The sequence below is a fragment of the Brucella oryzae genome (assembly GCF_041929965.1).
Taxonomy (GTDB): domain Bacteria; phylum Pseudomonadota; class Alphaproteobacteria; order Rhizobiales; family Rhizobiaceae; genus Brucella; species Brucella oryzae.
Window position 1 is genome coordinate 55,621 of the sequence record NZ_JBHEEO010000016.1, and the last position, 15,166, is coordinate 70,786.

A 15,166-nucleotide genomic window follows, 5' to 3' on the forward strand; every position below is an offset into this window, starting at 1 on the left:
TTTAGCAGATTTCTGATATTGCTCCCGTGAAGATTGCCAGTACTTTTATTCTCATTGTCGGCGTCTTTAGTGTAAATCAGGTGTTTAAGCATGAAATCAATGGTTTGGCGTGTTCTCCTGTCAGCGGTATTTACAGCTGCCTATATGTTCAGCTTCGGCGCCACGACGGAAGCGCGTGCCGACAACTGCGATGCGCTCAAAACACAAAGTGAAATCACGGCCTGTTTTGGTGATGACGAAAAAGCAGCTGATTCTACGTTGAACAAACTTTACCAGTCGCTCATGCATGTGCTCTCCGATGCTGACAAGCAACGTCTTCGGGATGCCCAGAGAGCGTGGATCAGCTTCCGGGACAAGGAATGCACATTTCGTGTGGCGCCTTATGCCGATGGATCAATTGCGCCTTCGCTGACGGCAAGTTGCGTAACCGCTCTGACCGCACAACGTGTTGTTGACTTGCGCCAGCAGGTGAACTGCGAGGAAGGCGATATGTCCTGCGTTCCCCATATGAGCGCGGCAACAGGCACTTCTCCCGACAAACCAGCACAGAGACAGGCACCCACGCATGGAAACATGGACAAAGGGGCATGCAGTCAGGCAGTTGGTCTCCAGAAAGCGAAAGAAATCGCCGATCACTGCCTCGATATGTCAGGTGCTACTCATCCCCCATGCAATATTGAAAATAGTTGTAACATGATGATTGAGGAGATCCGGCAGGGCTGCGCTGCGAGTGGTGCAGAGGCGCCGAAATACTGCACAAACTATCGTTAGTCGAATAAGTCACTACGCGTCTGGAGGGACACGATGCTGCGTTATGTTATTGTCGCGGGACTGCTGGCCAATATGCCTTTGGTGGTGGTCGATGCACAGGCTCAATCAACCGTCGAATGCCGGTCAATGCATTATCAATATGACGAATGTTTTGCTGGCCCCCTGAAGAAGCCGCAACTTATTCATCAGATATCGAGCAGCCCGTGCATACTCAATCGTACCTGGGGCTATAATCCGCGCAGCAAATACGTGTGGGTTTCCGAAGGCTGTTCAGGCGTCTTTGCAGATGTGGGCGGTTATCATCATGGCCGTGGTGACAGTTTCGACCCAGGTGCACGCATGTATGATAACCACGGTCACGATGTCGGCGAGGTCATAGGAGGTGCCGTGCTTGGCGCGATCATCGCTGGCGCCGCCGGAAACGACCACCATGCCCATAGCCATACGACAACCAACTACACGTATAACAATAATTACAGCGGCTGCCATGGCATTGGCTGCAAGGTCGACAACCCCGATGATGAGGTCGACAACACCCCCCAGTTCGACAAAGAGGGAGAGCCGAACTTTGACGAACATGGCAATTATCAAGGTTGTCACGGCATGGGGTGTCTGACGGATGATCCAGGCGACGATGACAGTTCGGAATAGATCATATCATCGCAATGGCTACGATCGTTGAAGCTCATCCCTCTGCTTCAACTGTCGGCTCGCTCTTCTTCGGCGCCGTTCCGTGCCGGAGAAGAGCTTTCTTGTTGGTTCGACAATAAGCAGTCGCTAGCGTGTTGCAGTCTGTTTTGTCTGAACTGAGGAGAGGGGTCTCCTGATCGACACGAAAAGGGTTACCGGTAACCAGGCGAATAGCTTCGCCGGATGGATGCATGTTCAGTATGGAAGGGTGGATAATGCTGCCGCGAGAAAGAACAATTGCGTTTTTGACATCCAGCACAGCAATTGTGACGGTGTCTGTGGCATGGGCACTCGGACTGCTTGCCGGGGCGACTCTATCGGTCAAAGGGGCCGCTGCTCAGGAACCGCAACAAATCCCGCTGGAATATGTTTACGGCTCCTATAACTATAACGGGGCAGAGCAGCACTATGTCAGCCGTCTCGGTATCTGGGTTGGCATAGGAGACGGGAAGGCACAGCGCTTTCTGTTCGATACCGGTTCCGATCAGTTTAACGCGGCGATTGGGAAAGATGCGAATGTCAACGATATCGCTGGTGCTCCCAAAAAATATTATGTCTACAATGATGGAACCAATGGTTACGTCTTCAAACCTGTCAGTTTCGATAAGCTTACCTATTTCAATAAGGACGGCACGGCGTCCGTTGTTACTCAACTTGGCTCGCTTCAGGCTGCAAAAATCCTCGACACTGTTTTCACCAAGGTTTCGCCTGAACTGAACGGCGAAAGATTGTCTGACGAAGCTGTCTGCATCAGTTCGACGACTCCCGGTGATATGAAATGCTATGCACCCGGAGAACTGGACAAGGGCAAGATCGCACTCGAATACCATGCCGATCTTGATGCACGGTCAAAAATTGAAGCCGGAGAGCGGTTTGAGGAAAAAGACTCACTTGCCGGTACGTTTGGCGCCGGTGATTTCCTGATGTCTAACAGCATTAGGTCCAGCCCGCTAGCCGGCATGACGCGAACCGGCTTTGTCGTCGCGGCCAATGGCAACTCGGATTATGCAGAAAATGGTGCAACACCGGGATGTTCTCCCTGCATAATAGTCAATCTGAATTCTGGTCTTCGCGCGCAGTTCGTTTCGACGACGCTGTGGGGCAATCAGAACCGGGAAGGTTTCGAAGATAAATTTCCTGGTGCACAGGGCGATGCATCGACCCAGTTTGAGGGGGGGCACACGCTGACTGTAACACCCAAAAGTGGCAACTACGAAACACTGGCCGCTGACCTTCCCGTCCTGCTCGATACGGGAACACCGGGAGCAGGGACCATCAAGCTTGGTGAAGGAACCTTCGACAAACTGTTGAATGATGGGGTCATCAGAGAAACGGAAAAAGGGTCGGGCAAGTACGAGATGGACCTTTCGCTTGCAGCATCAGGCGGAGATGCTGTTTCTCTCCAAAGTGTGGATGTCAGCAAGATTTCCAGAGCAGATCCAGATTACGATGAGGGAAAAATCGAATTCATCGCAGGCCTGGATTTTTTCCTTTCCCAATCCGTCGTTTATGACTTTGAAAAAAAGACGACGGCCTATACGCCCTATTTCGTCAGTGCCGATAACTTTACGACCGACAGCGGGGGCCTCAATCTCAGCCAGATTACCCGTAAAATGGGCAGTCAGGTGTTTCGGGATAGACTGGATGAGAATGGCAAGCCCGTTGTTGGCAGTGACGGCAACCCCGTTCAGGATACCTATGGATTGCTGGGACTCGCCGGGAGCATATCCGGATCAGGTTCCTTGACCCTGGATCCTTACACGGATGTGCGTATGACCAATATCAACACCTATACAGGTGAGACGGTTATCAGCGCGAATGCCTATCTGTCATTGGCCGGCCTTGGCGGTATCGAACAATCCGCAAGGGTTGCGGTCAACGGCAGTCTCGATATCTCCGAACATGGCAATGCCAATAAATATTGGGGAATTGACAGCGCGCAAAACGATGTCCGCATTCGCAGCCTGAGCGGCATGGATACGGGTGCGATCGGTCTTGGTGATCGCAATCTGATTCTTACGGCGGCAAACGACGTATTCGCGGGTTCCATCAGCGATTTCGACGATAGCAAAAACCATGGTGGCGGCGGGTTGGTTATCGCGGCTGGTGTCCAGACACTGAGCGGGAGCAACGATTATTCCGGATTGACGACAGTCAATCAGGGTGCGGGTCTTTTGCTGGCAAAAGCCGGTGCCATCACGCATGATGTCGTAACATCCGGTCTTCTTGGCAACGATGGCAAGATCGGCGGGACAGTTAAAACCGGTACTGGCGGCATTATTGCCGGCTACGGAACTTTCGGTGCAGTTACCGTCACAGATGGTGGCACCATCGCTCCGGGGAGCGTTCTGGACGCAAACGAACAGATTACGAAACTGACGGTGACGGGCAGTTTCGCACAGCAGTCTGGTTCAACTTACGAAGTAGGGCTCGCTAAGTCCGCTGATTTCATCGATATTGGGGGCAACGCCACGATTGACAGCGCTGCTCAGGTCAATCTGATCCGGCAGGGTGCAATTGCTGCGAATACCCGTTATACGCTGCTCACAGCGGCTGCCGGTGTTAACGGAACATATGGCGGGCTAACCGGAACTCTAGCGACAGATTCACCTTTTGTGGATTTCAATCTGGTCTACGACCCGAAGAATGTCTATCTGGATGTCAGCCGCACATCGACCGCGTTCGCTGACATCGCCGATACGTTCAATCAGCGTTCGACGGCTGTGGCCAGCGAAACGCTCGGAGTGGGCGATCCAGTATATGATAATATTCTGGCATTGACGGAGCAGGAATCCCGCGATGCCCTCGATCAGCTATCCGGTGAGATTTATGCTTCCATGCGTGGCGTGCTCATTGAAGACAGCCATTTTGTCCGCGATGCTGCCATTGATCGCATCCGCTCTGCATTTGAAGAAGTCGGGGCTTCTGATGTCCCGGTCATGGCCTATGGCCCAGGTGGCATCAAACCCGTTGCAGCCAATACGGAAGGTCCTGTGTTCTGGGGGCGTGGATATGGCGCCTGGGGTCTTATGAAGGACAACGGTAACGCGGCTCGTCTCGACTATTCCACCGGCGGTTTCCTGGCAGGTGTCGACGCATCGATGGCTGAAACCTGGAGAGCCGGACTTCTTGTCGGTTATAGCCATACTTCGTTCGATGTGGACGACCGCAGGTCTACAGGATCGAGCGCGAATTATCATCTGGGAGCCTATGCGGGTACGCATTGGGACAATATTGGGTTCCGTTCTGGACTGGCCTATACATGGCACCGTGTCGATGCACAGCGCGGCGTAGGTTTTCCGGAATTTTCGGATAATCTGGAATCCAGTTACAATGCCGGGACATTCCAGGCTTTTGCTGAGATGGGTTATCATATCGATACAAAGCCGGTCGCCTTCGAGCCATATGTAAATCTGGCATATGTTCATCTGAAGACTGAGGACTTTAATGAAACCGGCGGGGCTGCAGCGCTGTCAGGCGAAAGTCAGTCGCAGAATGTCACCTTCTCAACCCTTGGACTCAGGGCATCGTCGGGATTTGATATCGGAACAGTCGCCGGGGCGGCGCGTGGTGGTCTTGGATGGCGTCATGCCTTTGGCGATAAAATACCGGAAGCAACCTTCTCTTTTGCCGATAGTTCTCTCTTCGACATAAAGGGGGTTCCTCTTGCGGAGGATACCGCACTTGTTGAGGCCGGTGTCGATCTCAATCTGACGGATCAGATTGTCTTTGGCTTTTCCTATCAAGGGCAGATCACTTCCAACGCGCAGGAGCACGGTTTCAATGCAAAGTTGACGGCGAGTTTTTAAAAGCACCGAAGCCAATGAGAGAAAACGTCTAAGAGTCCGTTTGAGAATTGAGTTTCCTTCGTGTCTGGTTCGTGATTCACATTATCGATGTGGACACGAGAGACGCGAGGCCGGATGGCCAGGATTGAGCGGAAGACGAAGCGTTACCCGACCGATCTCACAGATGAAGAATGGGAGCAGATAGAGCCATTGCTGCCGAAACCGGCCGAGCGTGGGCGCAAGCCGAGCGTAGACCTGCGCGAGGTTCTCAGCAGATCACCGAAGCTTTAAGTTGTTCGTCACCGGACTAACTGCTCGATTTATCGCAATATTCGGATGTTGCGCTCTTCTACCTATTTCATTGCGGTTCATTGTGAAGGTTATTGCGGGAATACGCGTAGTGAGGCGTAGCGGAACGAAGCGTATTTCCGCGCGGGCGATGGCCCGGATTGGCGTATCTTCCAGAACTGCATATTCCAATGCTACCGAACGAGCTAATTCGCCGGGGGCGACAATTGCCCCCTGTGGCTTTAACTACCTAGGGAGACATGTGCCCCGGTGAATTGGCCGCTATCGATGTCCCCCTGGCAACAATTCGAACATGAACTTCTGATCATTCAAGTATAGCAACAAGTGTTGATTTCAACCAGAGTTGAGTCGGCGGGGTGAAAACCAAACCGGTCGGGGCATGTAGATGTTCCGAGGATGAGCCGGGCCAACCGCTCGACGGGTCGCTCGATCGTTCGACGTTGCCAAGTATAGTCATTCTTCTAGCGCTTCCAGCACAAGTTCCGCCGTCAGCCCGCTACTGTATTGCTGCTGTCCGGTGATCAGACGTCCGTCACGGATTGCGAATGGCTCATTGGCTTCGCGGCAAAGAAAGCTAGTCCCCTCGATACGGGCGGCCTCGCGCTCGATCGTGTATTCGTTGAGCGTCATGCCGAACGCTGCATTGACCTCTTCCTCTTCCGCATCGGTAAAGCCAGTCCATTTCTTTCCCTCGACCAGCAGTTTCCCGTCCGACAGGCGCGTCCATAAAAGGAGCGCCGAACCGTGGCAGATCAACGTGACGATTTTGCCCTTCTCATAAAAGGTCGCGATCAGGTCGTGCAGCGTCTCGTCATCCTTGAACGTCAAAAGAGGACCGCCGCCGCCAGCCACCCAGACCGCATCATAATCATCGACCGAGATCGCGCTGATCGGAAGGGTGTTCTTCAGCATCGCGCCGAACGTTGCGTGATGGACAAAACCCAGGCTGATGAGATCGTCGGCATAGGCGCCATCGGGCGTGCGCGGATCGCTATGCGTGTCAAACATCACCTCGCCGCCCTTCGGAGACGCAAGATCGACCTGATGCCCGGCTTCGGTGAACATGAGAAAGGCACGTGTCATTTCTTCGGCGAAGAAGCCGACGGGAAAGCCCTTGAGCTCGGTCGTGTTGGATACGATCGATAGGATGCGTCGCGGTTTGCGTTTTACGCCGATCCGCGTTTCGATTTTCAGGTCCGATGCGGGCATATGTTGACTACTCCTGTGATTGCTCTTGTGGGGCTGTGTTTCCTATCCCTGAAACCCGCCGCGCCTGAGAAAATCCGCCTCCTCCGGCGTGGTGGTGCGGCCAAGCACGGGATTGCGATGCGGGAAACGACCGAAACGCCGGATAATGTCGCGGTGTCCCTCCGCGTGATCGAGCCAAGGCTGACCGAGTCTGGCATTGAGCTTGACCGAGACGTCTTGGTCGGAAACTTCTTCGGAATGTGCGAAGGGCAGGCAGAAGAACAGCCGCAGCACGGGCTCGACGCGCTCCATGCAGTTGGCCGCAAGCGCCATCCGTGCATAGTGCCGGGCCAGTGGATCGGTCGCATACATGTGCCCGGTCCCACGAAACGCGTTGCGCGGAAACTGGTCGGTAAGGACCAGAAGCGCAAGCGCACCCTCCGGGCTATTGATCCAACCGTCATGCCACCGCGCTGCGACTGCCATGTGAAGGTCGAGAAAGCGGTCATGGAAAGTGCGATCGAACTCTTCATCCTTGGCGAACCACTGGCCTTGCGCGCCGGCATCCGCCCAGAAGCTGACGACGTCGGAAATGAGAACGTCATCCCCGCGCTTGCGCATCCTTGGCATGGCGATCATGACGAGGCCTCCGGCTCCGCAGGCTTGTTCTTGCCGGGAGCATTGCCATGGATCAGATCACGACCGGCATAGATGCCGCCGGCCGTCTCGATCTCGAAGCGTTCGGCGTCGCGCTTGCGGATGTCGGCCATCAACTCGCCCGCAGCATCCGGCTCGTCGCCCAGAGTCACCAGTGCGCGTTCGCCGAGTTTGAGAGCCGATTCGAAGGTCTCGCGTATCTGGAACTCGACGCCGGCGTGAACCAGCTCGATGGCATGCTCGCGGTCCGCCGCCCTGGCGAGCACCGGAACGAGAGGGAATTCATGTCTCGCCAGCTCTGCGATGGTGCTGGCGGCCTTCGCGTCATCGACGGCGATGATGATCACCTTCGCATGTTCCGCGCCAGCCGCATGGAGGATGTCGAGGCGCGAACCGTCGCCATAATAGACCTTGAAGCCGAAATCCTTCGCGTCCTGGATCGCCTGCGGATCGGAATCAATGATCGAGAGGCTGTGCCCGCGCGCAAGCAGGGGCTGGCTGATGATCTGCCCGACCCGCCCAAAACCGATGAGAAGCACGCTGCCTGCGAGGTGCCTTGCCTCATCAACCTCCGCCATCGATGGAAGGACTTTCGGCGCGAGACGATTGTGAGCGATGATCATCAACGGCGTCAGCACCATCGAGACGATGATGATCGCGGTCAGGGTCGCGTTCCATTCAGGCGTAAGGATGCCGAATTGTGTCGCGGCGGCGTAGAGAACGAAGGCGAACTCGCCGCCCTGCGCCATCATGACGGCCCGCTCCACGGCCTCGGCATTGTCGGATTTGAGGGCGCGGGCCACACCGTAGATCACTGCCATCTTCAGGAACATGTAAGCTGGAACGGAAATGGCGATCACCACCCAGTTCGCTGCGATGATGTCGAGGTCGAGCGCCATGCCGACGCCGAGGAAGAACAGGCCGAGCAGCAGTCCGCGAAATGGTTCGATGTCCGCTTCGATCTGGTGGCGGAAGGAAGATTCCGACAGGAGCACACCGGCGAGGAAGGCGCCCATCGCCATCGACAGCCCGCCTGCCTCCATCAAAACGGCGGCGCCCAGCACGACAAGCAGGGCGGCCGCCGTCATGATCTCCCTGACGCCGAATCTGGCCAGCAGGCGGAACATGGGGTCGAGCAGGTAGCGCCCGGCAACCACCAGTGCCGCAATCGCCGCAAGACCGATACCGACCCCCGTCAGCCGGTTGGCCAGCGTGACGTTCTCGCCGCCCGGTGCGAGGAAAGCCACCAGTGCGAGAAGCGGCACGATGGCCAGATCCTCGAATAACAGGATGGCGATCATCCTGCGCCCCTTCGGTTGGGCAATCTCACCGCGCTCTTGAAGCATCTGCATGACGATGGCGGTGGAGGTCAGAACAAAGCCGGTGCCTGCCACGAAGCTCGCCTCGACCGGATAGCCAAGCGCGATACCCACCCAGATCAGGATGAAGATGGCGAGACAGACCTGTAGCGCACCCAGCCCGAATATCTCGCCGCGCATGCTCCAGAGCCGCGAAGGCTGCATCTCCAGGCCGATGATGAACAGGAACAGCACCACACCGAGTTCGGCGACATGGATGATCGACTGAGGGTCGTCGAAAAAGCCGAGCCCGAACGGTCCTATGGCAAGGCCTGCGGCAAGATAGCCGAGTACCGACCCCAGCCCCGTGCGTCGAAACAGCGGAACGGCGATGACCGCCGCCGCGAGAAGCACGACGACGGGAACAAGGTCGAAGGTCGCGTGATATGCGGCTTCTGCTGCGTGGGTGACGGCTTCGGTGGACATGGTTACGCCTCACTTCGCCGGAATGCGGAATTCGAGGATCAGGCCGTCTGCCAGCGTCACATAGGCTTCGCTGCGGCCGTTGAAGACGCGGCTTGTCCAGTCGAACACGATTTGTGTGGTGTCGTCCCTTATGGTGGCTGCAACCACCGTCATGCGGGCCTGCGCGCCGATCGCATCCGAACGCGCCCACGACCGCACGCCGTCCGCGCCTGTGAGGATGCGTCCCCAGTCGTTGACGACGCCATCGGAAGAAAACGCGGCGACGAAGGCATCCTCGTCCCCAGAATTGATCGCATCGACGGCCGATTGAAGGGCTGGCGGGAGGGGGATCGACATGGCAGTTCTTTCTTGTTGGAGAGGAGGCAAAGGTTGCGCGTTGGCTCCGGACACTTGCCAGGTAACGATTCCCGCAGCGATGGCAGGGACCATGAACACCACCAACAGGATAGGCAGTTCCTAGGCAAGTGTGTAGCCGGCCTTTGTTACGCCGACCCACATGTTGACCAGGCAAACCACAGCCATACCGGGGTGAAGAGTTTCGCTCCCGTAGCGACGCCTGTGATGTCGCCGCCCCAAAGCTTTCCGAACAGCGCGAACACACCGAGCAGGACGACCCCACCGACGATGACAAGCAGCATATGCACGAGCGCCCCCTTGATTTGCTTCCCTCAATCGTTGCGACCCGCCTGAGCCGGCAGGCCGCTGCCAACCATTACTTTGTCGTGTAGCCGCCGTTGACGAGGATGGTCTGGCCCGTCATCCACCAACCGTCCGAGACCATGAAGCGGATATAAGGCACGATGTCCCCGATGTCGGTGAGACCAGTCTTCGAGAAGTTCGACAGTGCGGCCGCCGTCTTGTGATAGGCGACAGCGTCCTCGCCTTCGGCCGGATAGAAGAAGGGTGTGTCCATCGGACCAGGGCCGATGGCCGTTACCGAAATGCCGCGCTCGCCAAACTCCTTGGAGGCCGCGCGGGTGAAATGCTCGACCGGAGCCTTGGTGCCGGCATAGGCCGCATAAAAGGGCGTGAAGGCCCCGAGCAACGAGGTAACCAGCGTGCAGACCTTGCCGTTGTCATTGACGTGCTTGCCGGCTTCTTTCAGGAAGAAGAAAGCCGACTTCGCATTGACGGCGCTCATCTCATCATACTCGGCTTCCGATATCTCGACGATCGGCTTCTTCAATACCTTGCCGACCGTGTTGATGGCGATGTCGGGGCGACCAACGGCGGCGATCGCATCGGCGAAGAGCTTCTCCAACGCCCCAGCCGTGGTGAGGTCGGCCTGGAAGGCGACGCCTTCGGCACCGGCAGCCTTGATAGCGGCCAGCGTCGCATCTGCATCGGCCTTGCTGGATGCGCTGTTGTAGTGGATTGCAACGGCCTTTGCGCCATGTTCAGCGAGATCGCGGGCAATCAGCCCGCCCAGGTTCTTCGCGCCGCCGGCAATGATGACGGTTTTGCCCTTGATGGAATGATCGGTCATTGGATCGCCTCCTTGGTCTGTGCGGTCACATCGAGGCCGCTTCTACCTGAAGACAATATCGTCTAGGATTAGACAATAAAGCCGATTATTCTGACATCACTTGTCAGAAAAACCGACTAATGGAGCGCCGCCAGACCGTGGACCGTATCGACCTGTTCCGTATCTTCTCGCGCGTTGTTGAATGCTCAAGTTTCACCCGCGCTGCCGATACACTGGGCATTCCACGCTCCTCCGTCTCGGCGGCCGTTCAGGAACTGGAGGGACGAGTCGGCGCACGCCTACTCCACCGGACCACGCGCCAGGTGTCGCCGACACAGGACGGCACTGCGTTTTATGACCGCTGCCAACGCCTCATTTCCGATGTCGAGGAGACCGAGAATCTGTTCCGGCAGACATCGGCGCAACCGTCCGGCAGACTGCGTATCGATGTTCCGGGCCGTATCGGGCGGTTGATAATTGCTCCGGCGCTGCCCGACTTTCTTGACCGCTATCCGCAGATCGACATTGATCTCGGTGTTACCGACCGCGCGGTCAACCTTGTGGAGGACAGCGTCGACTGCGTGCTGCGGGTCGGACCTCTGAGCGACTCCGGCCTAATCGCCCGACCGATCGGCAAATTGCCACTGATCAATGTCGCAAGTCCGGCCTATCTGAAGCAGCATGGCATGCCGAAGACCCCCGAAGACCTCAACGCGCATATGGCGGTCAATTATGCATCACCGTTCAGTGGTCGTGTGGAGGATTGGGAATGGATGCAGGATGGCACGCTTCGCACGCTCCCGATGCACGGCCGCGTTAGCGTCAATAGTGCAGAAGCCTATATCGCCTGCTGCCTTGCCGGTCTGGGGATCATCCAGATCCCGGTCTATGATATCCGCCATCATCTCGAAGCCAGTGAACTTATCGAAGTGATGCCCGACTACCGAGCTGAGCCTATGGCCATGACGCTGCTCTATCCGCATCGCCAACACCTGTCCCGTCGGCTTCAGGTGTTCGCAGACTGGCTCGAACACCTGCTGAAGCGCGAGGTACTTCGTCTGAATACTCATCAAGATTTGTCACTGGAGACCTTTCACTCATGAGCATCGTAGTACTGCATTTCCTCTACATCGTGGCCGTCACGGTTGAAGCCATGACAGCCGCAATTGCCGCGGGGCGGCGTAGCATGGACTGGGTAGGCGTCTGCCTGTTGGCTGCCGTTACAGCGCTCGGTGGAGGGTCGGTTCGCGACGTTCTTCTAGGGCATCATCCGCTCGTCTGGGTAGAACATCCCCTCTATTTGCTGCTAACGGCATTTGCGGCAATTGCGACGATCATCTTTGCCCGGTTTATGGACAGGCTGAAACGTCTGTTTCTGTTTCTCGATGCTATAGGCCTTGTGGTTTTCACTATCCTTGGCTGCAATGTCGCCCTCGAACTCGGATTGCCGGCTGTTGTCGTGATCGTGGCGGGTATGATCACGGGCTGCGCAGGCGGTGTTCTGCGTGACATCCTGTGTGGAGAGAGTCCGCTTCTCCTGCGGAGCGAACTCTATGCCAGCGTCTCCGTGGTGACGGGCGTTCTTTACGCTGGCGGCCTGCACCTTGCCCTGCCGCATGAACTGGTGACTTTCGTGGCCTTTGTTTTTGGCTTGGCACTCAGATTGCTCGCATTGCGCTTCAACTGGAACATGCCGAAGTTCGTCTATTCCAAGGACTGGCATTGAGGTCGGACCATTGGATTCATGCCCTACGTGTTATCAATACAGGATAGGTGCAATTGCGGATTCCAGTGATTTACCGGACGCGCTTTCTGAAATACGCGTTGTTGCCGACGTCGTTGGGAAGCTCGAAATCTATACGAACGGCTGGCGCACGACATCGAATGGTATGATCTGCTTGGCGACACCCGCTTGCCAAACCATGCTTTTGTGTCCGCAGCGGGACTTCGATACGACAAACCTTCTTAAGTAGAGACTTGGAGTTGCTGGACTGTGTGGCTTCTCCGCACGATGGCGGGCAACGCTCCGATATTTGGGGTCTCCGCGCCGCCCGCCGTCGGTCGTACCAAATTCTACTATTCCAGCGTGACAATAGGTTTTCCGTCTTTCCGTTCAGCCTCAAACGCCATCTTCCCCAATGTCGCCCAAACACCACTCGCCCGCTCGCCGTCGTCACTCCGCAGCTTTTCGGCAATCCAGACGAGCGCGCCGAGAATGACGGCGCGGTCATCGCCAGTGAGTTCCACGACGCCGGCCTTGATGACGAGACCGCCGAGTTCAATCAGGTGACGTGTTCTCTTTCTCCGTTCGATCTGCCATTTGCGCATGTCATGCCGCGCCCGTTGCGCCTGATAGCGATTGCGCGCTGTTCTGTTGCGTCTGAGCGCGGCGTTCGCCATCATCATTTGCCGGTACAGACCGCCGTGATTTTCCACGAAACCACGCCTCACCGCGCTTGGCCCACGCCTCCCGTTTCCCGGCGTCGGTGGTCTCGGTTGCTACGATCAGCACACCGGCGAGTTCTTCCGCGCTAAGGCTGTCCGCCCCGGTGGCGATGACCAGTTCGCCTAACTGCTGGACCTTCCGCTGTTTCAGTTCTCTTGCCTTGTCCTCCAGTGCCTTCAGTTCCGCATCGAAATCTCTTGGCCTGCGCATTTCCGTCTCCATCGTTTCTACTGTCGTGTGATTGTCTGTCGATGCAGCCATGGTATTTGAACACGACGCGGAATGCTTCTATGTTGGTGGGACGGTGTGGCACGGCGCGGGCAGTCCCGAGAAATTCATTTTGAGGGCGCGCTTATACGTCGTTCCGACGTCGCTTGTTTGGTGCCTATGATCGCCTTGCCATGGCGATCTATCAGCTGACCGATCTGACCGCCCACACACGCGACCTGATGAAACAGGTCGAGACCGACCTTGGCACCAAGCTCGATTGGGTCGCGGTCAATCACCACAATACCGGCCATCCCCATGTGCATGTCATCGTGCGCGGCAAGGACGAACTGGGCGAGAACCTGGTCATCAACGGCGACTATCTCGCCAACGGTATCCGTGAGCGGGCGAGCGAGCTGACCACGCTGGAGCTTGGCCCCGTCACCGAGATCGAGCAGAGCCGCAAGCTCTCGGCCGAAGTCGATCAGGACCGTTTCACCCGCATCGACCGGGCGATGACCGAGGAAGCGGACGAACGGTTCCTCGACCTCCGGCATGAGCCGGGCGATCCGCGCCGCCAGTTCAACCGCACGCTTCGCCTGCGCCGTCTCGCCAAGCTGGAAAAGATGGGACTGGCCACCGAACACGCGCCGGGCGTCTGGGAGCTTGGCGCGAAGATGGAACCGGCGCTGCGTGAGCTCGATGAACGCGGCGACATCATCCGCAACATGCATAAGGCGCTGAAGGCAGATGGGCAGGAACGTGATCCAATGACCTTCCAGCTTCACGATGTAGCACCCGCGACATCCATCACCGGCCGCGTCGTGGACAAATATCTCACCGACGAGATGGGCGAGAACCTGACGCTCGTGGTGGACGGTATCGACGGGCGAACACACCATCTTCCCGGCATTGATCCGGCCCGCGTCGAAGATGCCCGGATCGGCAGCATCGTGGAAGTCGGCCCCGCCGATACAGCACAACGTCCCTCTGATCGTACCATCGCTGCGATCTCGGAGAATGGTATCTACCGACCGAGCCGCCACCTCGAACAGGCGAAGTTCGAGGGACGTGTGCTAGGCGGCGATTACGAGGGCTTTGTCGATGCCCATGTCCGGCGACTTGAGGCGTTGCGCCGCGCTGGCATTGCTGAACGGATCGATGCGGACCAGTGGCGCATCCCCGATGACTTCGAGAGTCGCGCCACCGCCTATGATGCCGGTCGCAACCGGCAGGCCAGCATCCGTGTCGTCTCGACCTTCAATCTGGAAACGCAGATCGGTTCGGATGGCGCGACCTGGCTCGATCGGCGGCTGGTAACACCCGACGCATCGGATCTCGCGCCGGCAGGATTCGGCCAGCAGGTGCGCGATGCGATGGACCAGCGGCGTGAGCATCATATCACACAAGGCGATGCCACGCGGCAGCAGAACGGCCGCGTCTTCTACCGCCGCAATCTTCTCGCCAACCTGCGCGAGCGCGAAGTCGCCCGCGTCGGCGCGGAGATGGCCGAGAGCAAGGCGCTGCCGTTCCGCGCGGCGGCGGAGGGGGAGAAGATCAGCGGCAAGTTCACCGGCACCGTCCAGCTATCGAGCGGCAAGTTCGCGGTGGTTGAGCAGAGCCACGAGTTTACCCTCGTCCCATGGCGGCCGGTCATTGACCGCCAACTCGGCCGTGAGGTCTTGGGCGTCGTGCAGGGCGGATCGGTGTCGTGGCAATTGGGAAGGCAACGGGGATTAGGCATATAGATTAGCAGCCGAAATCTGACGCTGCGTACCAAACTCTAGATGTTTGTCACTAGGGAGCGCGATCCTTCGTTGCAGCCGTGGCGATTTGCTCGCGTAGCTCAGGTTGTCGAGTT

14 protein-coding genes and 1 pseudogene are annotated in these 15,166 nt (G+C 57.3%); 7 read left to right on the forward strand and 8 right to left on the reverse strand.

Annotation, left to right across the window (positions count from 1 at the left end; all coding sequences use genetic code 11):
- The first annotated feature begins 90 nt into the window (after nucleotides 1-90).
- From JNC70_RS16130 to JNC70_RS16145, 4 genes and pseudogenes are all read left to right on the forward strand, one after another.
- On the forward strand, nucleotides 91-771 hold the full coding sequence (locus JNC70_RS16130) for a lysozyme inhibitor LprI family protein (RefSeq protein ID WP_374788691.1): 681 nt from the start codon (nucleotides 91-93) through the stop codon (nucleotides 769-771).
- A 33-nt stretch (nucleotides 772-804) separates the two neighbouring features.
- On the forward strand, nucleotides 805-1,422 hold the full coding sequence (locus tag JNC70_RS16135) for a DUF3011 domain-containing protein (RefSeq protein ID WP_374788692.1): 618 nt from the start codon (nucleotides 805-807) through the stop codon (nucleotides 1,420-1,422).
- A gap of 311 nt (nucleotides 1,423-1,733) precedes the next feature.
- Entirely contained in the window at nucleotides 1,734-5,270 is a 3,537-nt protein-coding gene (locus JNC70_RS16140) for an autotransporter outer membrane beta-barrel domain-containing protein (RefSeq protein WP_374788693.1), read from the forward strand.
- A gap of 87 nt (nucleotides 5,271-5,357) precedes the next feature.
- A pseudogene (locus JNC70_RS16145) lies at nucleotides 5,358-5,522 on the forward strand (transposase); the annotation flags it as partial.
- A 489-nt stretch (nucleotides 5,523-6,011) separates the two neighbouring features.
- Here the strand turns inward: JNC70_RS16145 and JNC70_RS16150 are convergent.
- The 6 genes from JNC70_RS16150 to JNC70_RS16175 all read right to left on the reverse strand — a co-directional run bounded on the left by JNC70_RS16150 (nucleotide 6,012) and on the right by JNC70_RS16175 (nucleotide 10,673).
- Nucleotides 6,012-6,767 carry a type 1 glutamine amidotransferase domain-containing protein gene (locus JNC70_RS16150; RefSeq protein ID WP_374788694.1) on the reverse strand — a complete coding sequence of 252 codons (756 nt, stop codon included), beginning with the start codon at nucleotides 6,765-6,767 and terminating at the stop codon, nucleotides 6,012-6,014.
- 42 nt (nucleotides 6,768-6,809) lie between these two features.
- Nucleotides 6,810-7,385: a DUF924 family protein gene (locus JNC70_RS16155; protein WP_374788695.1), complete on the reverse strand. Its 576-nt coding sequence runs from the start codon at nucleotides 7,383-7,385 to the stop codon at nucleotides 6,810-6,812.
- Nucleotides 7,382-9,187, reverse strand: coding sequence for a monovalent cation:proton antiporter-2 (CPA2) family protein (locus JNC70_RS16160; protein WP_374788696.1), 1,806 nt, complete (start codon nucleotides 9,185-9,187; stop codon nucleotides 7,382-7,384). The genes JNC70_RS16155 and JNC70_RS16160 overlap by 4 nt, the downstream gene beginning before the upstream one ends.
- Before the next feature lie 9 nt (nucleotides 9,188-9,196).
- Complete coding sequence (locus JNC70_RS16165; RefSeq protein ID WP_374788697.1) at nucleotides 9,197-9,523, reverse strand: nuclear transport factor 2 family protein; 327 nt, start codon at nucleotides 9,521-9,523, stop codon at nucleotides 9,197-9,199.
- 146 nt (nucleotides 9,524-9,669) lie between these two features.
- Complete coding sequence (locus JNC70_RS16170; RefSeq protein ID WP_374788698.1) at nucleotides 9,670-9,831, reverse strand: hypothetical protein; 162 nt, start codon at nucleotides 9,829-9,831, stop codon at nucleotides 9,670-9,672.
- Nucleotides 9,832-9,899: 68 nt separating this feature from the next.
- Nucleotides 9,900-10,673, reverse strand: coding sequence for an SDR family oxidoreductase (locus tag JNC70_RS16175; RefSeq protein WP_374788699.1), 774 nt, complete (start codon nucleotides 10,671-10,673; stop codon nucleotides 9,900-9,902).
- A 137-nt stretch (nucleotides 10,674-10,810) separates the two neighbouring features.
- On the opposite strand from JNC70_RS16175, the gene JNC70_RS16180 reads away from it, so the two are divergent.
- A complete protein-coding gene (locus JNC70_RS16180) occupies nucleotides 10,811-11,755 on the forward strand; it encodes a LysR family transcriptional regulator (protein ID WP_374788720.1) in 945 nt (314 codons plus the stop codon).
- Nucleotides 11,752-12,378, forward strand: coding sequence for a trimeric intracellular cation channel family protein (locus JNC70_RS16185; RefSeq protein WP_374788700.1), 627 nt, complete (start codon nucleotides 11,752-11,754; stop codon nucleotides 12,376-12,378). Before JNC70_RS16180 ends, JNC70_RS16185 begins: the two co-directional genes overlap by 4 nt.
- 350 nt (nucleotides 12,379-12,728) lie before the next feature.
- On the opposite strand, the gene JNC70_RS16190 is transcribed toward JNC70_RS16185, so the two are convergent.
- Both JNC70_RS16190 and JNC70_RS16195 read right to left on the reverse strand, forming a co-directional pair.
- On the reverse strand, nucleotides 12,729-12,980 hold the full coding sequence (locus tag JNC70_RS16190) for a conjugal transfer protein TraD (RefSeq protein ID WP_374788701.1): 252 nt from the start codon (nucleotides 12,978-12,980) through the stop codon (nucleotides 12,729-12,731).
- Between the two features lies 1 nt (nucleotide 12,981).
- A complete protein-coding gene (locus tag JNC70_RS16195) occupies nucleotides 12,982-13,308 on the reverse strand; it encodes a conjugal transfer protein TraD (RefSeq protein WP_374788702.1) in 327 nt (108 codons plus the stop codon).
- Between the two features lie 512 nt (nucleotides 13,309-13,820).
- Between JNC70_RS16195 and JNC70_RS16200 the strand changes: the two genes are divergently transcribed.
- Nucleotides 13,821-15,053: a DUF3363 domain-containing protein gene (locus tag JNC70_RS16200; protein ID WP_374788721.1), complete on the forward strand. Its 1,233-nt coding sequence runs from the start codon at nucleotides 13,821-13,823 to the stop codon at nucleotides 15,051-15,053.
- The last annotated feature ends 113 nt before the right edge of the window (nucleotides 15,054-15,166 follow it).